Genomic DNA, 20,388 nt, shown 5'->3' with positions numbered 1-20,388 from the left:
GGCCGGTGAGGCTGTTGGCATGCCACCGCAGACCACGCACACCCAGGCTCCGGCCCGTCCACCACGCCTGGACCACCGCACCCGTCCTCACGCATCGCGCTGCCATGACGGACGTTGACAGCGGCGCGGGGCCTGCCCGTCCAGTGCTCTCCGGGGCCGACCTCGCGAAGAAATACGGACGCACTGACGCATTGCATCACGCCTCGCTCGCCGTCGATCGGGGTGAGTCGGTCGCCGTGATGGGGCCGAGCGGGTCGGGCAAGTCCACGCTGCTGTACTGCCTTTCCGGCGTCGTGATACCCGACGGCGGGGAAGTGCTGTTCGACGGCGTTCGGGTCGATGAACTCTCCGAGGCCCGGCGCACCGATCTGCGGCGGTCGGACTTCGGCTTCGTCTTCCAGTTCCCCGGCCTGCTGCCGGAACTGTCGGCGGCCGAGAACGCCGCGTTGCCGCTGATGCTCGAAGGTGCCGGCCGTCGGGACGCGGTCGCCCGGGCATGGGAGCTGTTCCCGACGCTCGGTCTCGAGGGCCTGGAGCGGCGGCGCCCGGGCGAGCTGTCGGGCGGCGAGGCTCAGCGCGTCGGGATCGCCCGTGCGCTGGTCCTCGACCCCGCGGTCGTGTTCGCCGACGAGCCGACGGGCTCGCTCGACACGCGGACCGGCGACGAGGTCATGTCCCTGCTGGTGTCGACGGTACGGGACCGGCGGGCGGCGCTGGTCCTGGTCACCCATGACGAGCGGGTGGCCAAGCGCTGCGACCGGATCGTCCAGGTCGTGGACGGCCGCACCCTGACCGAGCCGAAGAGAGTGCAGTGATGCGTGGATTGTGGCTGCGCCTGCTGCGCGGCGGCGGGCGGTCCGCTCGTCTTGAGGTCGGCCTCCCACTAGTGGCGGGCGCCGTCATCACCTTGGTCCTGCTCTTGCTGCTCGGATTGCAGCAGGGCCTGGACAACCGGGCGGAGCGGACCGCGTGGCGTACCCCTGAAGCGGCGACGAACGAGCCCACGGCGATCCAGTCGGGCTTCACCGACTACGTCGAGGAACGTCCGCTCGCGGTCGTCGAACTGGCCGCTTTGCGCCCGAACCCGCCCGCAGTACCGGGAATGGGCAGGTTCCCCGCGCCGGGTGAAGTGTGGGCCTCTCCCCGTCTGGCCGAGCTGATGGCGGACCTCCCGGCCGACAGGCTCGCCGACAGGTTCCCCGGCCCGGTCACCGCCGAACTCTCCCGGCAGACCCTGGAGCATCCCGACGAACTCGTCGCGGTGATCGGCCGGAGCCCGACCGATCCCTCGATGCGCGACCGGCGGCCACGGCACCAGTGGAACGCGGTCTCGTCGGTGACGCCGACCAGGATCGACGGATGGTCGGCCACCCCGGATCTCTACCAGACCACCTACCGGGACATCGCGCTGCTCGCCGTCGTCCTGACCGCGCTTCCGCTCGCCGGACTGGGCGGCCTGGCCTCCCGGCTGATGGCCGGACGCCGGCAGCGGCGGCTGGCCACCCTGCGGCTGCTGGGCGCCCGCACCTCGCAGGTGGTCCGGCTGACCATCGCCGAACTGGCGACGTTCGCGGGGATCGGAGCGGTGTGCGGGGCCGTCCTGCACCGGGTCCTTGTGCCATTGACCGCCCGGGTGCCCATCAAGGGCGGCGAATGGTTTCCCGCGGACGTCCGGCCAGGGGTGCCGCTCACACTCGCCACCGTGGCCGCCGTCGTGGCCGTGCTGACATTGGGCGCGCTGACCGGGCTTCGGGCGGCGGTCCGCGACCCGCTGGCCACCTACCGCCGCGCTGGCGGCGACCCGGCGCGCGTGCGATTGTGGGCCGTGGTGTTCATCGGCGCGGCGATCGCGCTGTTCTGGCTGCGCAGCAGCAACCCCTTCGTCGGCGTCGCCTTCACCGCCGTGGTGATCCTGGGCTGGGGACTGCTGTCGACCGGACCGTGGATCGTCGCGGGACTCGGCAGGCTGCTGGCCTGGCGCGCCCGCCGTCCGGCGACCTTCCTCGCCGGACGGCGCCTGTCGGACAGCCCGCGCAGCGCCTGGCGGACGGTCGGAGGCCTGACACTGGCCTGCTTCATCGCCGGGTTCGTCGCCATCAGCCTCCCGGTCGGGCTCGGCAACGTCGGCGCGTACGCCTCCCGGACCGAGCGGCCCGAGGCCGTCGTCCCCGCCGCCTCCCTGGACGCCACCGTCCGCAAAGCCGAGGCCGTGCTACGAGCCGAGGGCATCCACGCCGACGTCGAAACCACCGCGGCGCCGTCCTGGCTCGACGGCGACAAGTGGGCCACGCTCACTCTGAGCACGCAAGGCCCCTACACCGATCAGGACCGCGCCCGTACCGCGATGATCGAGAACGGCCTCTGGGGTCCGGAGATGACCCTGGCCGAGGACCTGCCGAACATGTGGCTGCTGCGGGACGGGGTCGTCATTGGCTTCCTGGTGCTGCCGACCGCGGCGCTGGTCGCGCTCGTTTCGATGATCATCGGCGCAATCGCGCGCATCTTCGATCAGCGGGACACCTTCATCGCCCTCAGACTGGCCGGCACCCCCCAGACAGTCCTGCTCGCCGCGCAGCGCCGCGAGATGATCCTGCCGTCGGCCCTGCTTGGCGGTGTCGCCGCGACCGCGGGGCTGGCCAGCGGCTCAACGCTCGGCTCGACCGGCCTGCTCAACCCCTACAGCGCCGGCGTCTTCGCCGGCCTTCTCACGCTCGGCGCGATCGCCCTGCTGCTCGCCGATCGGACCGCGCGACCCGTCCTCGAACGAGTCGGCACCGATCTCTCCGAACGCGAATAGGGAAGATCACGAAGGCCGACCGGCATGCCATCACCGGCCCGCCCCACGGCCGCTCGCGAAACGGCCGTCGAAACAGGACGCGTTCGGGTCAGAACGGCGGCGACTTCCGCGTACTCGCGAGCATGATCCGGTTCGCCATCCGCCTACTGCCGGAAGATACCGTTCACACCTACAACCCTGGGCCTCGGCTATGGCTGAGGCGTCCTGTCACTCGCCGCCCGCTATGCCAAGGCGACCTCCATGCCGTCGCCGATACCGCCCCACCACCGACGAGTGTCGTGGCGGCACAGACGGCGTATGCGCGGTGGAGCGCGACCCGTCGCCGTGGGTGGGGCCGTTCACGGTGGCCGGTATCGGCGTCCCGATCGTGGTGCGGTTGTGGTCCCCGCTACCAGGCCTGCGGTCATCCTGATGATCGAGCTCCGGGCCGCCGTCGCGTCACCGGAGCGGGCCGGGCTTCGCGCACAGGTGACGGGCGAGGCCGCCTTGGACGTCGCCGACGACGGCGGATGTGGACGGGCCGCTGCTGTTGACCAGCATGGTGATCGTCGCCGTCCTACTGCTGCTGACCTACCGCAGCCCGTTGCTGCAGCTGGCGCCGCTGCTTGCGGCCGACGTCGGGGTGATGGTGGCCCGCGCCGCCGCGTACGGTCTGGCCCGCGCCGGGCTGGCGGTCACCGACCTGGCGTCCGCCATCCTCATCGTGCTGGTGTTCGGCGCCGCCACCGACTAGGCCCTGCTCTTGCTCAACCGCTACCGCGAGTCACCGCCTGTGGGGCCGGGTTGCGTCCCTGGTCGGGCGGCGTCCGCGGCTCCTGGCCGCGCTCGTGACGGCTGCGCTGGCCGCCGGGACACTGGGGCTGACGAGCCTGCACGTCAGTGCCGACCCGATCGAAAAGGTGCCGCGCACAGCGAATCGGTGACCGGCCGTCACGTCCTCGCCGAGCAGTTCCCAGGCGGTGTGTCCGCACCGCTGACCGTCGTGCTTCCGGCCGGAGCCGACGCCACGACCGGCGCCCAGGCCAGGCGGGCCGCCGCCGCGACCGAAGCGTGGCGGCCGCCCGGCCCGCCGACCTTTTCATCTACATCTTCGTGTTCCTGGTTGCGCTCGGCGTCGACTACAACATCTTCCTGATGGAGCGCATCCGCGAGGAGCGCCACCGCCCTGCTCGTCCGCTCGCTCCTGGTGCCCGCGCTGGTCATCTGGCTGGACGACCGCACCTGGTGGTCCGCTCGCCGCCGACGCCGAACGTCCGCCCCGTCCGGCAGGGCCCTTCACCGCGCCCGATGAGTGACACGCGAACCATGTATGCCGGTGCGCGCCATCGGGTTCCCTCGTCTGCTACAAGTGTAGTTGAATCGAATCGTAGCCGAGGGCACGTGGTGTGGTTGATCACCGGGTGAGGGGAGTTTGGTCGTGGCGGTTTCGATGGTCAAGGGGCAGCGAATTTCGCTGGAGAAGCCGGGCGGGTCGCTGTCCATGGTCCGGATGGGCCTGGGCTGGGACGCGGTGAAGAAGAAGGGCCTGTTCGGCAAGCAGCGCGAGCAGGACATCGACCTGGACGCCTCCTGCGTTCTGCTCGCCGACGGCGGCATCGCGGACGTGGTCTACTTCGGCAAGCTGACCAGTGACGACGGTTCGGTCCGGCACACCGGCGACAACCTCACCGGCGTCGGCGACGGGGACGACGAGTCGGTCCTGCTGGATCTCGCGCGGGTGCCGCCGCACGTGACGTCGCTGGTGTTCACCGTCAGCTCGTTCAGCGGCCAGACGTTCGAGGAGGTCGAGAACGCCTTCTGCCGGCTCGTCGACGAGAGCACCGGCGAGGAACTGGCGCGGTACACCCTCACCGGCGGCGGCCGTCACACCACCATGGTGATGGCGCGCGTCTACCGGCAGGGCGCCGGCTGGAAAATGGACGCGATCAGCGAACCCGGGCAGGGACGCACACTGCAGGACATGCTGCCGGCGATCACCTCTTACGCTTAGCCGGCGAGTGAGGGATGGGCCTTGTCCGGGTTTGCGGTAATGGATTGTGTCGGGGGAGTCTGTGAGCGCCGAGGGAAGCACGAAGGCCGTCGTCACCGCGCTGTGCGCGAATCTGGGGATCGCGGTCACCAAGTTCGTGGCGTTCGCGTTGACGGGGTCGTCGTCGATGCTGGCCGAGGCGATCCACTCGGTGGCCGATTCCAGCAACCAGGCGCTGCTGTTGATCGGCGGGAGGCGTGCCGCGCGGCGCGCGACCGAGGAGCACCCGTTCGGGTACGGCCGCGAGCGCTACATCTATGCCTTCCTGGTGGCGATCGTGCTGTTCAGCCTTGGCGGGATGTTCGCGCTCTACGAAGCCTGGCACAAGATCCGCGACCCGCATGCGATCGACGAGTGGCAGTGGGTGCCGATCGTGGTGCTGCTGGTTGCGATCGCGCTGGAGGGGGTGGCGTTGCGCACCGCGGTGCGGGAGTCCAACCGGAGCCGGGGGCGTTCGAGCTGGGTGGAGTTCGTCCGGCGGTCCAAGTCGCCGGAGTTGCCGGTGATCCTGCTGGAGGACACCGGGGCGCTGGCGGGCCTGGTGTTCGCGCTTGCCGGGGTGAGCCTGACATTGATCACCGGCAACGGTGTGTGGGACGGGATCGGCACGGCGGCGATCGGTGTCCTGCTCGCGGTCATCGCGGTCGTGCTGGCGATGGAGGTCAAGAGCCTGCTGATCGGGGAGTCCGCCACGGCCGAGCATGTCCGGCTGATCCGGGCGGCGATCGTGGAGGGCCGCGACGTCCCCTCGGTGATCCACATGCGCACCATGCATCTGGGACCGGACGAACTGCTGGTCGTCGCCAAGATCGCCATCGATCTCCAGGACGACGCGCGCGAAGTCGCCGACGCGATCAACGACGCCGAGGCCCGTATCCGCGAGGCGGTGCCGATCGCGCGGCTGCTGATCTATCTGGAACCCGACGTACTGCGCACGAAAGGGTGAGGCCGTTGCCGCGTAGACCACTGGGGCAGTTGGAGGCCGAGGTCCTCGCCGCGCTGGCCGGGCTCGGCGGCTCGGCCAGTACCGCCGAACTGGTGGCACGGCTTGACGACGATCCCGCGTACACGACGGTGAACACCATCCTGCACCGGCTGTACGAGAAAGGTCTCGTCTCGCGGTTCCGAGCGGGCCGCCACTACCGGTACGAGCTGGCCGTCGACGAGTCCGAACTCGTGGCGGACCGGATGCGCGAGCATCTGCGGCACGCGAGCGATCCGGCCAGTGCGCTGAACCGGTTCGTCCGGACGCTCAGCAGCGAGGAGGCGCGGCAGTTGCGCGAGATTCTCGACAAACCGGGAGAGCGCGGGTGAACTGGTTCACCTTCCTGCCGCTCGCCGTCATGCTGGCGCTGAGCACGGTCCTCGGCCGGGTGGCGTTACCGCTGCATCCGTCCTGGTCGGCGCGGCTGCTGGCGATGACGGCCGCGATGACCGTGCTGGCCGCGCTCGGCACCGGTGCCTTCGTGGCGATCAACTACGCGGCGACGCTGGCGCCGTCCGCGGCCGCGCACGTCCCCGAATGGGCGCTGTTCGGAGACGACAGGCCGGTCCCCGACACGGTGGGGGTCGCCGCGGCGCTGCTGACCGCGACCGGGCTGGCGGTCACCGGACGGACGGCCGCCGGCTGGGTCTCCGAGCTGCACACCGCGCTGGCACAGGCTCAGGCGCCCCTGGAGACCGACGTTCCGATCGCCGTCGCGGTCCCCGGCCGGCGCGGCGGGGTCTTGCTGTCGCGGGGTATGCTCCGCGGGTTCACGGCCGCGGAACTCCATGTGGTCTTCGAGCACGAGTCGTCCCACCTGCGGCATCGCCACCACCGGTACGCGGCGGCCGGTGCCCTGGTCGCGGCGGTCCTGCCACCGTTGCGGCCGCTGAACGAGCGGCTGCGGCTGGCGATGGAGCGGTGGGCGGACGAGGACGCGGCGGAGGCGGTCGGCGACCGCGGCTTCGTCGCCCGGACGATCGCCAAGGCCGCCCTCGCCCAACCACACACCGCGGGAGCGGTGACAGCGTTCGCCGATTCGGGTGTCGTCCAGCGCGTCGAGGCGCTGCTCGGGACGCCACCGGACAGGAACACGGTCACCGGCCCGCTGCTGTTCATGGGCAACGGCTTCGTCACCAGCTCGCTGACCGCCGCGACCCTCCAGCTCGACCACGCACTCGCGTCCTGTCTGCTGCCGCTGCTGGCCCTGCGCTGACCGGACACACCGGGTCCGGTCAGCGGCGTGGGCCGCTCAGAGCTCGAATTCGGACGGGTTGAGGTCAAGGGCGAAGCAGGCCTCGCGGACGACGCCCTTCTCGGTGTCGTCGAAGTTGCCGTCCGCGCCGCCGATGATGATGCCGATCTGGATCACGGCCCGCGCCTCGGCGGGCTTCTTCTTGGCCTTGCCGATGTCCTGCAGCACTGACACCTTGCCGAAGTCGAAGTCGGCGGTCAGCTTCGACACGTAGTCGTTGAAGCGGCGCTGCAGGTCGTCGGCGGGGAAGTTCTTCAGCACCTCGTTGCTGGTGATCAGGGACGCGGTCCGATGCCGCTCGGACGGGTCGACGTTCCCGTCGGCCGCCGCGACCAGCGCGCACATCGCCATGCTCGCGTCCCGGAAGGCCCCGCTCTTCAGATCGTTCTTCTTGCTGAGCAGCTGCGACTGCATGGTCTGGGTCGACTCGCGCAGCTTGTCCCAGAAAGGCATCTGATCCTCCGCTCGTTGTCGGTCGTTGTGACCAAACCCAACCGCCACAACTGTAGTAGCCCGTCCTGCGTTCCCGGCCGAACTCGCGCTCCCCATTGAATCGGCCGCGGGACCGGCGCTCGGACGCGGGTCGTCATCCGCGGGCCGGAGCGGGCTGCCCGGTGGGCTTGGGGAACAGGCGCCGTAGGACGTCGGTGATGGTGACGACACCCACGACCTGGCCGTCTCTGGTCACCAGGGCGAGTTGTTCGCCGGTCTCACGCATGTGCGCCAGCGCGGTGTAGACGGGGGTGTCGGCCGGGACGAGGAGAACGGGACGGGCCAGGTGGGCGATTCCGGACTTCTCGTATTGGGTCAGCGTGTCGCGGACGTGCACCACGCCCCATGCGGTGCCGGGCCCGGTCACCAGGATGCGCAGGTGCCCGGAGGCGCGGCTGGCGGCCTGGACGTCGGCGACGGTCGACTCGGGGGCGACCGATGTCGGCGTGGAGCCGCATTCGACCAGGTCGCCGATCCGCAAGTTGCGCAGGTCCAGCGCCTCGGACAGCTGTGCGGAATAGGCCGCGTCCAGCGCTCCGACGTTGGCGGAGTGCTCGACCAGATGGCGCAGGGCGTCGGGGTCCTGACCGGCGGCGACCTGGTCGGCCGCCTGGACGCCGACCCTGCGCAGGCACCAGTTGGCCGACTCGTTCAGCACCCGCAGCAGCGGACGGGTCAGCCACATGAAGCCGCGCATCGGCAGGGCCAGCATCGTGGCCGACCGCTCCGGATGAGCGATGGCCCATGACTTGGGCGCCATCTCGCCGATCACCAGGTGCAGGAACGTCACGATGACCAGCGCGAGCACGAACGCCGCCGGATCGGCAAGCCACAACGGCGCGCCCCAGGACTTCAGCAGCGGGGTCAGCCAGTGATGGACGGCCGGCTTGGTGAGCGCCCCCAGAGCCAGCGTGCAGAAGGTGATGCCCAGCTGCGCCCCAGCCAGCAGCAGCGTCAACTCCGACGCGCTGCGCAAGGCCGCCCGCGCCGACCGGCTGGACGCCGCGGCGTCCTCCAGGCGGTGCCGCTTGGCCGCGATGAGCGCGAACTCCACGGCGACGAAGAACGCGCTCAACGCGATGATGGCGACGGTGGCGGCCAGAACCGCCCACGGATCACTCATCGGCCCGTCCCCTCGCCGCCTGCGATCTCGCCGCCGCCCGCGTCCTCGACGGCCGCGCCGGACGTCACCACCTGCACCCGCACCGACGACGGCACACCATGGTCGCCGATCTCCAGGACCTTGAGGCGCAGGAGCCGTCTGAGCGGATGGTCGGTGTGCGCGAGATCGGCGGGCTCGGCCGGCAGTTCGACATCGAGTTCGGCTCCCGCCTCGGGCAGCGCCCCGCAGGCGGCGATCACCAGTCCGGCGATGGTCTCGTAGTCGCCTGCGGGCAGCCGGTGGTCGACGACGCGTTCGACCTCGTCGATGTGGAAGCCGCCGGGGATGACCCAGGCGTCCCCGACCCGGAGGGCGCCGGGTTCCGCGGCGGCGTCGTGCTCGTCGGTGATCTCGCCGACCAGCTCCTCGGCCAGGTCCTCCAGCGTCACGATGCCGACGAAGCCGCCGAACTCGTCCACAACGCAGGCCAGTTGGTCGCGGTCGTCGGTGAGCCGGTCCAAGGCCGCAGGCAGTGCCATCAGCGTCGGCACCAGGGTCGCGGGCCTCATGATCGAGGCGATGGGGGCCTCGGGGTCGGGTGCGGCGAGCACATCGTCCAGGTGCGCCACCCCGGCGACGCGGGCGGACTCCCCCAGCACCGGATAGCGGGAGTGGCCCGTGCTCATCAGCCCCCTGACCTCGCTGACGGTCGCGTCGGCATCGACGGTGCCCACGCGCGTGCGGGGGATCATCGCGTGCTCGACGTCGCGGTGTGGGAAATCGAGGATGCGGTCCAGCAGAATCGACAGGTCCGGCGGCAGGTCCCCGCTGCGGCGCGACTCGGTCACGATGTGCGCCAGGTCGCGTTCGGTGGCCGCGTGCTCCACGTCATGCACCGGCTCGATGCGCAGCAGCCGGAGCAGCAGGTTCGAGGCCTGGTCGAACACCCAGATCAGCCACCCGAGCGTCTTGAGATAGACCGGCGTCGACCGCGACAGCCACCGCGCGACCCGTCCAGGACGGGCGATCGCCAGGTTCTTGGGGAACAGCTCGCCGAACAGCATCTGCACCAGCGTCGAGAACGCCAGGGCCAGCGCCGTGCCGACCGCGATCCCGGTGCCCTCGGGCACGCCGGCGCCGCCGATCAGGTCCCCGAAGGACTCGCCGATCAGGGGCTCGGCGACGTACCCGACCAGCAGTCCAGTCACCGTGATGCCCAGCTGCGCGCCCGACAGCATGAACGAGGTGCGCCGTGTCACCGCCAGCGCCCGTGCCGCGCCCCGGTCACCGCTCCCAGCGCCGGCGGCCAGCCGGGACCGGTCGACGGCCATATAGGCGAATTCCTGCGCGACGAAGTATCCCGTCAACGCGGTGATCAGCAGGACGACCACGACCCCGGCGAGCAAGGACAGTGCGGTGATCAAAGCCGTCCCGCCCCATGATCGTCAGCGAAGCGGTCGACGGATCGGTGGCGGTCCATTGGCCTCTCTGATCGGATGGATCATCACTCCCAACGACAAATCACCTGGTCAGGTTCCCAATCGCCGGCAGGAGAGTCGCGGACGGCGACGTGGCGCGTCCTAGGCGCCCGCATCGCAGCCCGATGGTGCCCGGCCGGCTTCACGATCGTGGCGCCGGGTCGTCGGCCGTCTCGGTGACGACGGCCGACGTGTCGCCGCGTAAGGCTCTGACCTCCACGCGGAGCGCGGTGATCTCCTCCAGCAGGGCGGCGTCGGATTCCCGCCGAGCCCGCCGGACGATGTCGGTGATCGTCTCGGTCTGCTGCTGGTCGTCGTCCTCCATGGCGCGCACGACCACGGCGATGAACAGGTTCAGCACCACGAAGGTGCTGATCAGGATGAACACGACGAAGAAGATCCAGGCGGCGGGGTGGTGCTCCATCACCGCGCGGGCCACCTCCGACCATGCCTCCCCGGTCATCACCTGGAACAACGTGAACAGGGAGGCGCCCAGGCTCCCGAAGTACTCGGGGTTGGTGGCGCCGAACAGTTTGGTGGCCATCACCGCCGCGACGTACAGCACCAGGGCGAGCAGCACGGCGATCGAGGCCATGCCGGGCATCGCGCCCAGCAGCGCCGACACCACCCGGCGCAGGCTGGGAACCACCGAGAGGAGTCGTAGTGTCCGCAGGACCCTCAGAGCGCGCAGTACCGACAGGCCGCCCGACTGCGGCACGAGGGAGATGCCGACGACCGCGAAGTCGAACAGATTCCAAGGCTCCCTGACGAACCGGCCGCGCTGAACATAGATCTTGGCGGCCAGTTCGGCGACGAACACGGCCAGTGCCACACGGTCCACGGCGTGCAGGACGGCGCCGTAGCGGTCGAGCACCGACGGCACGGTCTCCAGGCCGAGGGTGACGGCGTTGATCAGGATCACCGCGATGATCACACGCTGGGTGCGACGGGATCCGACCAGCGATGCGACGCGAGCACGTAGTGGCATGTGGCGGCCGACCCCGCGCGGCCCTGGTGTTGGCTCCCGGCATTGCTACTACTCTTGTGGCACTTCGATCGGGGTCAACGTGCGAACCGTCCACGAATGAGTCCTGGATCACGCTGCCCGGCTCGGACGCGGATCGCTGCCGGGTGCGGGCTTGTCGCCTGTGACGACGCGCAGGCCGGAGCCGGAGGCAAGGGGGTTTTTGATCATCGTGCGGAAGCGGTTGCTCGGCGCGGCCTGGCTGGCGTCTCTGACCGTTGTGCCGGTGACGGCGAGCGGCTGTGGTCTGACCAGGTTCACTGCGCCGGAGAGCGTGGAAGTCACCGAAATGACGGTGACCAGCCCCACCGTCGCGGACGCGAAGGCGCTCCCCGCCCGCTACGCCTGCGCGGCCCACAGCGGGCTGGGCAGGACGCCGCCGTTGCGATGGTCGGGAGTGCTGCCCGGTACGCCCGCCGCGTTCGCGATCATGGTCGATACCCCGGACGCCTCGGCCGGGGCCTATGTGAACTGGGTGATCGTCAACATCGACGGGAACACCCGCGAACTGGTCGAGGACGCGCGTCCGGCCTCCGCGGTGGAAACGGTGAACACCAGTGGTGGCATTGCCTATGCGGCGCCATGCCCGCGTGGCGGAGAGGGGAACCGCTAACGTTTCACGGTCTACGCGCTCAGCGAGCGGGTGCCGCTGGGGCGTGGCGCACCCGTGAGGGAGGCGTTGGCGGCCATCACAGAGCGCACGGTGGTACGAGGCCGGATCACGGCGACCTTCGAGGCGCCGGGCTGATTCATCGCAGACGTTGCGCAAACCCGGTCCCATGCCGGGGGAATCGACACCGGTATGCGTGAGGTCGCCTTGCGTCGCGTCCCAAGCTGCTACAACTGTAGTAAAGATCCGCGAGAGGAGCATTCATGGGTGTCAGTCTGTCCAAGGGCGGCAACGTCTCACTGACCAAGGAGGCGCCGGGCCTGACAGCGATTACGGTGGGTCTCGGCTGGGACGTGCGCACGACCACCGGAACCGACTTCGACCTGGACGCCAGCGCGCTGCTGCTGAACGGGGCGGGCCAGGTTCCCTCCGACCAGCACTTCGTGTTCTTCAACAACCTGCGCAGCCCGGACGGTTCGGTCGAGCACACCGGAGACAACCTCACCGGGGAGGGCGAGGGCGACGACGAGCAGATCAAGGTGACCCTGGCGTCGGTGCCGGCAGAGATCGACCGCATCACCTTCCCGGTGTCGATCCACGACGGCGACAGCCGCGGGCAGAGCTTCGGGCAGGTCCGCAACGCCTTCATCCGCGTCGTCAACCAGGCAGACAACACTGAACTCGCCCGCTACGACCTCACCGAGGACGCCTCCACCGAGACGGCCATGGTGTTCGGCGAGCTCTACCGCAACGGCGCCGAATGGAAGTTCCGCGCCGTCGGCCAGGGATACGCCTCCGGACTCTCGGGGGTGGCGAAGGACTTCGGCGTCAACGCCTGACGCCTTCCGGGTGGACGGGGCCGCATTGACGGGGCCGCCCGCACGGCCCCGTCCGCGTGGCCCTTGTCAACGCGGCCCGTCCACGGCGGTTCATCTGGCGTCGGCGGCGCCCGGTCCCATCTGGTGCCGGCGCTGCTCCTCGTCCACGGCCTGGTAGATCTTGGATTTCAGGCCCTCGGGGTCGGGGACGCGCTTGAGCCGGAGCATCCCGTGCTCGGACGCGGACTGGATGTCGAGCGTCCCGTACCGCCAGATCCGCTCCCACAGCGTCACCCGGAACGACACGTCATTGACCCGGACCAGCGGAATGCTGTGGCCCGTCTTGGTCAGGAAGCCGCTGCGCTTGTAGATCCGCTTGGTGGTGACGATGTAGATCGTCCCGCGCCACCGCAGCAGCGGGATGAGCCAGAACCACAGCGACAGAATCGCGGCGACGCCGAGCACCACGTAACCGGCGATCCGTCCCCAGTCCTCACCGGACGGGATGACCCACAGCAGCCCGCCCGCGACCATCCAGAGCAGGCACAGGATCACGAACTCGCCGACCAACTCCGTCCAGTGCTGGCGCGTGGCGTGCACCAGCGACTCGTCCTCGGCGAGATAGCGGTCAGCGGAACTCATGCTGCGCATCCTGGCACACCGCTTCGTTCACGTATACGGGCATCAATCGAACCTTTCTGTGACGACGGGGGGGCGATCAGGACGGCCGTGTCCCCGGGCGGACGCCAACTCTGCGCGCAGACCGGTTTTGCCGGCGGGGACCGCCTTGGGCAGGTCGGGCGCAGGGGGCGTGGAGGTCTTCGCCGAGGTGAAGTCGGCACCGACGACCAATGCGACGACTCCCGGATCGGGCTTGGCGTGCGGGGTCGGCTCGGTCTTGGGGATGACCGTCGCGAGCGTCGCGGCCTGCCGTTCTGCGCCGTCGCCGTAGAGGATCAGCGTGTTCCTGCGGGGCTTGGCAGTCCCGATCGCCACGATGCGGAAGCCCTCCGCCTTGAGGGTCTTGTCTTCGCGGATCGTGGTGAAGAACCGGCCGGCGGACGGCTGCTGCAGGGTGACCCGGTTGAGGTCGGGCGGGTAGGGGGTGACCGGGACGGTGACGAAGCCGAGCCCGTCGGCGGTCAGGTCGCGCAGCCCATGGGCGATCTTCACCACGGCGGCGAGATCGAGGCCCTTGTCGGTGGTCAGCGACTTGGTGCCGACCTGGGCCGCCGCCCGCATGTGGTCGGCGCGGTGCACAACACCGCCAGCCTGCCCGCGGCGCGGCTGGCCGGCGGCCCGCTCGCCCACGTCATCGACGCCGACGACATCGCCATCCGCCTCATCGTCCAGTCGCACCGCCAATCCGGCCTGTCCACGGTCTACACCGATCTACTGGACTTCGAAGGCCACGAGTTCTACATCCGCCCCGAACCGTCCCTGACCGGCACCACCTACGCCAGGCCCTGGACGCCTACGACCTGGGCATCCCGGTCGGCCTCTGGCACGCCGACGGCACGGTGTCGATGAACCCGCCCATGGAGACCGTCATCGCCGCAACGGACGAGATCATCCTGCTCGCCGAGGACGACCTGCTCATCCGCTTGGCCCGCGGCGCCCGGCCGCTCACCGTCGATGAGGCGATCACGACCGCCGCGCCGCAGCGCCGCCGTCCCGAACGCACCCTGCTGCTCGGCTGGAACCACCGCGCCTCCAAGATCATTTACCTGCTGGACGACTACGTCGAACCCGGCTCCTCCCTCGACATCGCCGCCCCGGGCGACGACCCCTGTGACGCGCTGCCGCCCCTGACCAACCTCACCATCGGCCACACCACCTGCGACAGCACCGACCGCACCCAGCTGGAAGCCCTCAACGTCGGCTCCTACAAGCACATCATCGTCCTCTCGGCCGAAGACCGGGCGCCCGAGCACGCCGACGCCCGCGCCCTGGTCACCTGCTGCACCTGCGCGAGATGGAGGAGAAGCTCGGTGACCCGTACTCGATCGTCAGTGAGATCAACGACGACGCCAACCGGGAGATCGCGCAGGTCACCAAGACCGATGACTTCGTGGTCAGCGACAAGCTGATCAGCCTGATGCTCACCCAGCTCAGCGAGAACCGGCACCTGTTCCGCGTCTTCGCCGACCTGCTCGACCCCAATGGCTCGGAGATCTACCTCAAACTCGCCTCCGACTACCTGCGGCCCGATGCCGCCGCCAACTTCGCCACCGTGATCGAGGCCGCCCGCCGCCGCGGCGAGACCGCGCTCGGCTACCGGCTCCGGACCTCCTTCCACACCCCGCCCGGCTACGGCGTCGTCCTCAACCCCGACAAGGCGGCGCCGCTGACACTCTCCGCCGACGATCGCGTCATCGTCCTGGCGAGAAATGACTCCTCTCCCGCCGAACAGAACGCCATCCTGAACAACGGAGGACGAGACGCACCATCGAGCGCACATGAACGGTGCGGGGACGGCGAGACGATGAGCGACCAGAGGTTACTGCGGCTGGGCGCGCAGACGGCCGAGGTCGAGGCGCTGTACGCCCGCGTGCTGGAAGCGTCCGATCCGCGATCGGAGCAGGAGCGCTTGACCGCGCTGGCCGATGCGGCGGGCAGACTCGAGGAGGCCGCCCGCCGCGCCGCCCGCCGTGAAGGCACGCCGGCCCGCCGCATGGCGGCCCGTCCACCCGGTGGCCGGACGCGTCTGGAACGCCGGATCGTCCGCGCCCGCCGCACCACCGAATGGATCATCACGCGGACCACGGCCAATCCGCGCTGACCGGCGAACGCCGCAGTAGAACTCCGTCCCTAGCTAGTCCTCACTCTCGAAGCCCTCACTTTCGGATGCCTCCGCGGCGTCCTCTTGCGCGTCTTCGTAAGCGTCCTCGTACGCCTGCTCGTACGCGGCTTGCTGATAGGCGTCCTGGACGGCGTTCTCACTCGCGTCTGCGAAGGCGTCGCCGACGGACGACTTCTCGCCGTCCTCACGGTCGTCATCGTCATCGAGCACCTCGTTGACGACCGCGCCCGCCACGAAACCAGCCGCCAGACCGCCCGCTGCCCCCGCCGCCACGCCACCCCAGCCGGGCCCGTGGCCGCCGCGCTGTCCGTGCGCGCCGTGCGGGGCATGGTGGGCGACGCCGTGGCCGCCGTGCATCTGCCTGGCGACGGCCCTCAGCCAGCCTTCCAATTCATGCTCCCAGGCCGTCTGCAGCGCCTGTTCATGGGAGACGTGGAAGCGCCCGAAGACGTCGTCTCCTTCCGAGAACCCGTTCCCGCGCCGATCGGCCTCCAGGATCACCACCAGGCCGTGCGGATCGGTCACGAAGGTGAGCTCGACCTCGTTGATCTGCCCGCCGTAGTGCGGCGGAGCGTAGAACTCGATCTCCTGGTAGAAGGGCAGATCCTGGTGCACGCCCGCGATGTGCCCCTCCTCCACATCGGCGCTCTTGAACTCGAACCCGAGGCTGCCGAACGCGTCCAGGACCCGCTGCTGGGACGGCAGAGGACTCACCGAGACCGCGTCGAGGTCGCCGGAGTCGACAGCTCCGGCGACCTCCAGTTCGGTACGAACGCCCATGGCCATTCCGTGCAGGTGCTGCCCGTACACCTGGGTGACGGGCAGTTCCCACGGCACCGGCAGCTGGAACGCAACCGTATGAATCTGGCCCGCCGCCAGATCGAACGCCTCCGTGATCGCGCCCCGGTAGAACTCACGGGTTCCGCGGCCCTCGTCGTCGCCGTGCTCGTCCTCGACTTCAGTCACCAGGCTCAGCACCACCCGATGGATCTGGACGTCGTGATCCCCGCCCTGGATCCGGACCTCACTGGCCAGATGGTCGCCGGGCGGGCGTGCGAACCGGCGAGCACGGTCTCGACTGAAGGCCCGCCGACGCCGAAGGTGCCGAGTAGCCGTTTGAAGCCCATGAGTCCCTCTCTTCTGCTGTCATCGCCGCAATCGCGTGATGCACGAGAACGACGAACCCCTGCTACTACATTTGTAGCAGATCAGGGTGAGATCTGACCGCGAGATCGGCCTACGCGGAAGGAATGGACAAGGTGGACGAGTGTTTCCAGGTGACCAGATTCCATGGCGCGAGCTGACGATCTGGCATGCCTGCTCGTGACCGGCCACCGCGAAGAGCATCCGCATCACCGTTGACCGTCCCCGCTGATCTACAGCGGCGGTCCTAGAGGCGAACGTGGTCAGGTATCGGTGCTTCCAACGTATTGGTGGCACTTGCCGGTGAAGACGGTGGCGAGTTCGGCGTTTATGACGTACGTCGTCAGCTCGGTCGCGGCCATGCCGTTCACGTCGTCAGGATCGCGGTAGACCTGCGTGGCGAGTTCTTCGGTGACGGCAGCGGCCACCGATCCAGGCCCGGCTCGACCTCTCCGCATTGCTTGCCGTTGTGGACGCCCGTGCGATGTCGTTGCGCAGTGCATGGGCGGTCTGGACGTCGACTTCGGCGAGTGCGGGGCGCCAAGGAACGTTGGGCGAACGCCCTGGTCACCCAGGCCCGTGCTCCCGCTGCTGTCCTTCGATCACTGCCCGTCGCTGCCGCGGTGTGCCGGCCTGCTCGCCGAGGCTGTAGTGGGTGCTCACCTCGGATGCGGTGGGCGCCAGTGCTGTCGGTGGCCGCCGCTCGTCCTCGGGGCCATGGCAGTTGTGGAGGCCTCGGTCGGCGTGGCGGTGGCGCTGGCACTGCGCGCCTGGTTGCGGCGCTCAAGCACGTGTGACCGCACGTCACCGTTACCGGCGGTATTTCTGGCGGTGGCGGCCTTCTGCATGTTCGCGGAGATCATGTAGGGGTAACGGGTTGGCGACGGATCTTCACAAGGGTGCAATGTGACGCTACTGTCCGGAAGTTCTCACCCGCTCCCATGCGCCGATGGTGGTTCGATGAACTCGATCGAGAACTTCCTGACCGATGTCAGTGACTTCGTCTGGGGACCGTGGCTGCTGATCCCGCTGCTCCTGTCGACCGGGCTCTACCTCACGATCCTGCTGCGCGGCCTGCAGTTCCGGCATTTCCGCCTTGCGTTCTGGCTGGCGTTCTTCAAGCGCAAGGAAGACGACGACGTCGACGGTGACATCGCGCACTACCAGGCGCTGACGACCGCGCTGGCGGCCACCGTCGGCGTCGGCAACATCGCGGGCGTTGCCACCGCCATCGCGCTCGGCGGGCCTGGCGCGGTGTTCTGGATGTGGTTCACCGGTTTGGTCGGGATGGCCACCAAGTACAGCGAGGCGTTCCTGGGTGTGCGGTTCCGCCGCCCCGACGCCGCCGGCGAGCAGAGCGGCGGCCCCATGCACTACCTCCGCGAGGGCATCAAGGGCCGTCTCGGCTGGTTCCTGGGCGGGTTCTTCGCCATCGCCGGTTCGATCGCGGCGTTCGGCATCGGGAACATGGTGCAGGCCAACACCGTGGCCGAGAACGTCGAGGACGAGTGGGGCCTGGCCCCCTGGGCCACCGGCCTGATCGTGACTGTGCTGGCGGCCGCCGTCATCCTGGGCGGCATCAAGAGCATCGGCCGGATCACCAGCGCCTTCGTCCCCGTCATGATCATTTTCTACATCTTGGGCGCGACCGCGGTGCTGGCGTTCGAGATCGAGGAACTGCCCGGGGCGATCGCGCTCATCTTCTCCGACGCGTTCTCCGGGACCTCGGCCACCGGCGGGTTCGCGGGCGCCGCGGTGGCCGCCGCGATCCGATACGGCGTCGCGCGCGGGATCTTCTCCAACGAGTCCGGGCTGGGCACCGGCGGCATCGCCGCCGCGGCGGCCAAGACCACCCACCCGGTGCGCCAAGCGCTGGTGTCGATGACCCAGACCTTCATCGACACCCTCGTCGTGGTCAGCTTCACCGCCTTGACGATCATCGTGACCGGCGTCTGGAAGACCGGCGGCGAGGAGGATGCCGCCACCTTCACCGCCCGCGCCTTCGATGAGGGCCTGCCCGGCGACTGGGGCAGCGTGATCGTCACCTTCGGGGTGCTGTTCTTCGCCTTCTCCACTCTGCTCGGCTGGTCGTACTACGGCGAGCGCTGCATGGAGTACCTGTTCGGCAGACGCGCCGTACTGCCCTACCGGCTGGTGTTCATCGTGGCGATCTACATCGGCTCGGTATCCACGCTCACCGCGGTGTGGACGTTCTCGGACGTGATGAACGGTCTGATGGCGCTGCCCAACCTCGTGGGCCTGTTGATCCTCAGCCCGCTGGTCTGGCGGGAGACCCGCGCCTACTTCCAGCAACGTCCCACCGAAGAGCAGCCCACAGAGGTCACCAAGTCCTGACGCTGGCCTGGCCCGTCCCCGCCGCCGTTGACAGTCGGTGGGGACGAGTTTGGCAGTCAGGCCTCCTGCTGATGCCTGCCGAATTCCTGGTGTTTGAGGGGTCTCTCATACGTCCGGAACACGGGAACGTGCTGCGGGGTGGGGATGCGTCCGGGGTGATGGGTCGGTAGGGTGTCCGCCAGGTGAGCCGGGAAGCCTGGTCGGCATGGTATTGACTGCTCGGCTCATGTAGGGACTCCCAATGAAGTTGTCAAGCGGCGAGGGTGACCCGTGAGCGGGTCAGGCCGCGTGGGCGGCCGGTGGTGTCGGCTGGTAGAGCCGTTGGTCGCGCAGCAGCGCCCACAACACGTTGACGCGACGCCTGGCCAGCGCCAGCACGGCCTGGGTGTGGCGTTTGCCCTCGGCCCGTTTGCGCTCATAGAACCGTTTCGACTCGGCGCAGGTGCGGATACTGATCAGCGCCGATTGGTAGAAGACGCGTTGCAGCCCGCGATGGTAACGCCTGGGGCGGTGCAGGTTGCCGCGGATGCGGCCGGAGTCCCAGGGCGCGGGCGCCAGCCCGGCAAAACCGGCGAGCCGGTCGGGGTTGCCGAACACGTCCATGTCGCCGCTGGTGGCGGCGAGGAACTCCGCTCCCAGGATGGTGCCGATACCCGGCATACTGGCGATCACCTCGGCGTGTTCATGCTGGCGAAACCGGCCCTCGATGAGCTGCTCGACGTCCTTGATCTGCTCGTTGAGGGCCATCACCTCCCGGGCGAGCGTGTGCACGAGCCGGGCGGCGAGCTTTTCTCCAGGCACCGCGGTGTGCTGGCGCTTGGCGGCTTCGGCCGCGGCCTGGGCGAGCTGGTCGGCACCACGGACTCTGCGGTTGCGCAGCCAGGTCTCCAGTCGAACGCGGCCGGTGCGGCGCAGCGCGGCGGGGGTCTGGTAGCTGGTCAGCAGCACCAGCGGCCCGGCGTTGGTGACGTCCAAGGCGCGTTCCAGCGCGGGGAAGATGCCGGTCAGCGTGGCGCGGAGCCGGTTGATGACCCGGGTGCGGTCGCAGACCAGATCGGTGCGGCGGGCCGTCAGCAGCTTCAGCTCGACGGTGATGTCGTCGCCGGGCCGCAGCGGGGTCAGGTCCCGCCGCATCCGGGCCTGATCGGCGATGACCGCCGCGTCCCGGGCGTCGGTCTTGCCCTCGCCGCGGTAGCCGCCCGCCGCGCGGTTGACCGCCCGGCCAGAGATGTACAGCAGCGGCTGATCGTGGTCGACCAGCACGGCGATCAGCAGGGCCGCGCCGCCGTCGGCCAGGTCCACCGCCCAGGTCGGATTGGACCGCCCCGGCGAAGTTGGAGGCTAGATCGCTTGGTCCTCGATCGCCAGGTCAGTGCCGGCGGGCGATCGGTGGAACGTCTCCTCGTACTCGGCCGGAGGGACGTTCCCGCAGTAAGAATGTAGCCTTTCAGGCTTGTACCAAGCAACCCATTCCATGGTGGCCATCGTCACATCCAT

General features: G+C 69.3%; 23 protein-coding genes and 1 pseudogene. 15 read left to right on the top strand and 9 right to left on the bottom strand.

Annotated elements, in window-relative coordinates; all coding sequences use genetic code 11:
* Positions 1–104 precede the first annotated feature (104 nt).
* The 8 genes from ETD83_RS17240 to ETD83_RS17205 all read left to right on the top strand — a co-directional run bounded on the left by ETD83_RS17240 (position 105) and on the right by ETD83_RS17205 (position 7,027).
* A complete protein-coding gene (locus ETD83_RS17240; protein ID WP_138646148.1) occupies positions 105–815 on the top strand; it encodes an ABC transporter ATP-binding protein in 711 nt (236 codons plus the stop codon).
* On the top strand, positions 815–2,797 hold the full coding sequence (locus ETD83_RS17235) for an FtsX-like permease family protein (RefSeq protein WP_138646147.1): 1,983 nt from the start codon (positions 815–817) through the stop codon (positions 2,795–2,797). The genes ETD83_RS17240 and ETD83_RS17235 overlap by 1 nt, the downstream gene beginning before the upstream one ends.
* Positions 2,798–3,308: 511 nt before the next feature.
* Positions 3,309–3,530, top strand: a complete 222-nt coding sequence (locus ETD83_RS17230) for an MMPL family transporter (protein ID WP_138646146.1) — start codon at positions 3,309–3,311, stop codon at positions 3,528–3,530.
* A gap of 146 nt (positions 3,531–3,676) precedes the next feature.
* On the top strand, positions 3,677–4,201 hold the full coding sequence (locus tag ETD83_RS45700; protein WP_205717722.1) for an MMPL family transporter: 525 nt from the start codon (positions 3,677–3,679) through the stop codon (positions 4,199–4,201).
* Positions 4,202–4,214: 13 nt separating this feature from the next.
* Positions 4,215–4,787: a TerD family protein gene (locus ETD83_RS17220; RefSeq protein WP_138646145.1), complete on the top strand. Its 573-nt coding sequence runs from the start codon at positions 4,215–4,217 to the stop codon at positions 4,785–4,787.
* Positions 4,788–4,848: 61 nt separating this feature from the next.
* Entirely contained in the window at positions 4,849–5,772 is a 924-nt protein-coding gene (locus ETD83_RS17215) for a cation diffusion facilitator family transporter (RefSeq protein WP_138646144.1), read from the top strand.
* 5 nt (positions 5,773–5,777) lie between these two features.
* Entirely contained in the window at positions 5,778–6,140 is a 363-nt protein-coding gene (locus ETD83_RS17210) for a BlaI/MecI/CopY family transcriptional regulator (protein WP_138646143.1), read from the top strand.
* The gene (locus ETD83_RS17205; protein ID WP_138646142.1) at positions 6,137–7,027 is read left to right on the top strand and encodes a M56 family metallopeptidase; all 891 of its coding nucleotides are present in this window, start codon (positions 6,137–6,139) and stop codon (positions 7,025–7,027) included. The genes ETD83_RS17210 and ETD83_RS17205 overlap by 4 nt, the downstream gene beginning before the upstream one ends.
* Positions 7,028–7,063: 36 nt before the next feature.
* Here the strand turns inward: ETD83_RS17205 and ETD83_RS17200 are convergent, their stop codons facing one another.
* From ETD83_RS17200 to ETD83_RS17185, 4 genes are all read right to left on the bottom strand, one after another.
* Positions 7,064–7,519, bottom strand: a complete 456-nt coding sequence (locus tag ETD83_RS17200; RefSeq protein ID WP_138646141.1) for a tellurite resistance TerB family protein — start codon at positions 7,517–7,519, stop codon at positions 7,064–7,066.
* Between the two features lie 133 nt (positions 7,520–7,652).
* Positions 7,653–8,681, bottom strand: a complete 1,029-nt coding sequence (locus ETD83_RS17195; RefSeq protein WP_138646140.1) for a hemolysin family protein — start codon at positions 8,679–8,681, stop codon at positions 7,653–7,655.
* Positions 8,678–10,084 (bottom strand): hemolysin family protein, encoded by a 1,407-nt coding sequence (locus tag ETD83_RS17190; RefSeq protein WP_138646139.1) that lies wholly within the window; start codon positions 10,082–10,084, stop codon positions 8,678–8,680. The genes ETD83_RS17195 and ETD83_RS17190 overlap by 4 nt, the downstream gene beginning before the upstream one ends.
* Positions 10,085–10,280: 196 nt before the next feature.
* Positions 10,281–11,060, bottom strand: coding sequence for an ion transporter (locus ETD83_RS17185; protein ID WP_407921490.1), 780 nt, complete (start codon positions 11,058–11,060; stop codon positions 10,281–10,283).
* Between the two features lie 274 nt (positions 11,061–11,334).
* Between ETD83_RS17185 and ETD83_RS17180 the strand changes: the two genes are divergently transcribed.
* Together ETD83_RS17180 and ETD83_RS17175 are read left to right on the top strand one after the other, a co-directional pair.
* Positions 11,335–11,775 (top strand): YbhB/YbcL family Raf kinase inhibitor-like protein, encoded by a 441-nt coding sequence (locus ETD83_RS17180; protein WP_230420972.1) that lies wholly within the window; start codon positions 11,335–11,337, stop codon positions 11,773–11,775.
* Positions 11,776–12,035: 260 nt separating this feature from the next.
* The gene (locus ETD83_RS17175) at positions 12,036–12,611 is read left to right on the top strand and encodes a TerD family protein (protein ID WP_138646136.1); all 576 of its coding nucleotides are present in this window, start codon (positions 12,036–12,038) and stop codon (positions 12,609–12,611) included.
* A gap of 90 nt (positions 12,612–12,701) precedes the next feature.
* Here the strand turns inward: ETD83_RS17175 and ETD83_RS17170 are convergent, their stop codons facing one another.
* Positions 12,702–13,232 carry a PH domain-containing protein gene (locus tag ETD83_RS17170; RefSeq protein WP_138646135.1) on the bottom strand — a complete coding sequence of 177 codons (531 nt, stop codon included), beginning with the start codon at positions 13,230–13,232 and terminating at the stop codon, positions 12,702–12,704.
* A gap of 42 nt (positions 13,233–13,274) precedes the next feature.
* Positions 13,275–13,850 (bottom strand): LCP family protein, encoded by a 576-nt coding sequence (locus ETD83_RS17165; RefSeq protein ID WP_230420969.1) that lies wholly within the window; start codon positions 13,848–13,850, stop codon positions 13,275–13,277.
* Here ETD83_RS17165 and ETD83_RS44520 point away from each other — a divergent pair.
* Genes ETD83_RS44520 through ETD83_RS44510 form a run of 3 tightly spaced genes read left to right on the top strand, consistent with a single transcriptional unit; the run spans position 13,845 to position 15,372 of the window.
* The gene (locus ETD83_RS44520; RefSeq protein WP_230420968.1) at positions 13,845–14,120 is read left to right on the top strand and encodes a CASTOR/POLLUX-related putative ion channel; all 276 of its coding nucleotides are present in this window, start codon (positions 13,845–13,847) and stop codon (positions 14,118–14,120) included. The two genes, ETD83_RS17165 and ETD83_RS44520, sit on opposite strands and share 6 nt — an antisense overlap.
* An 8-nt stretch (positions 14,121–14,128) precedes the next feature.
* Positions 14,129–14,680: a hypothetical protein gene (locus ETD83_RS44515; RefSeq protein WP_230420967.1), complete on the top strand. Its 552-nt coding sequence runs from the start codon at positions 14,129–14,131 to the stop codon at positions 14,678–14,680.
* The gene (locus ETD83_RS44510; protein WP_230420966.1) at positions 14,566–15,372 is read left to right on the top strand and encodes a hypothetical protein; all 807 of its coding nucleotides are present in this window, start codon (positions 14,566–14,568) and stop codon (positions 15,370–15,372) included. Before ETD83_RS44515 ends, ETD83_RS44510 begins: the two co-directional genes overlap by 115 nt.
* A gap of 33 nt (positions 15,373–15,405) precedes the next feature.
* Here ETD83_RS44510 and ETD83_RS17155 read toward each other — a convergent pair whose 3' ends face one another.
* Together ETD83_RS17155 and ETD83_RS42550 are read right to left on the bottom strand one after the other, a co-directional pair.
* Positions 15,406–16,383, bottom strand: coding sequence for a sporulation protein (locus ETD83_RS17155; protein WP_329602853.1), 978 nt, complete (start codon positions 16,381–16,383; stop codon positions 15,406–15,408).
* A gap of 416 nt (positions 16,384–16,799) precedes the next feature.
* The gene (locus tag ETD83_RS42550) at positions 16,800–16,964 is read right to left on the bottom strand and encodes a hypothetical protein (protein WP_171064268.1); all 165 of its coding nucleotides are present in this window, start codon (positions 16,962–16,964) and stop codon (positions 16,800–16,802) included.
* A 289-nt stretch (positions 16,965–17,253) separates the two neighbouring features.
* Between ETD83_RS42550 and ETD83_RS42545 the strand changes: the two genes are divergently transcribed.
* Together ETD83_RS42545 and ETD83_RS17150 are read left to right on the top strand one after the other, a co-directional pair.
* Complete coding sequence (locus ETD83_RS42545) at positions 17,254–17,403, top strand: hypothetical protein (RefSeq protein WP_171064267.1); 150 nt, start codon at positions 17,254–17,256, stop codon at positions 17,401–17,403.
* Positions 17,404–17,496: 93 nt separating this feature from the next.
* Complete coding sequence (locus ETD83_RS17150; RefSeq protein ID WP_138646133.1) at positions 17,497–18,891, top strand: alanine/glycine:cation symporter family protein; 1,395 nt, start codon at positions 17,497–17,499, stop codon at positions 18,889–18,891.
* Positions 18,892–19,170: 279 nt separating this feature from the next.
* On the opposite strand, the pseudogene ETD83_RS17145 reads toward ETD83_RS17150, so the two are convergent.
* A pseudogene (locus ETD83_RS17145) lies at positions 19,171–20,202 on the bottom strand (IS110 family RNA-guided transposase); the annotation flags it as partial.
* Positions 20,203–20,388: the final 186 nt, after the last annotated feature.

It is taken from the genome of Actinomadura soli (assembly GCF_005889715.1).
In the GTDB taxonomy this organism is placed as follows: Bacteria; Actinomycetota; Actinomycetes; order Streptosporangiales; family Streptosporangiaceae; genus Spirillospora; species Spirillospora soli.
The sequence above is the reverse complement of the archived record's forward strand: the minus strand, read 5'-3'. Positions and strand labels throughout refer to the sequence as shown.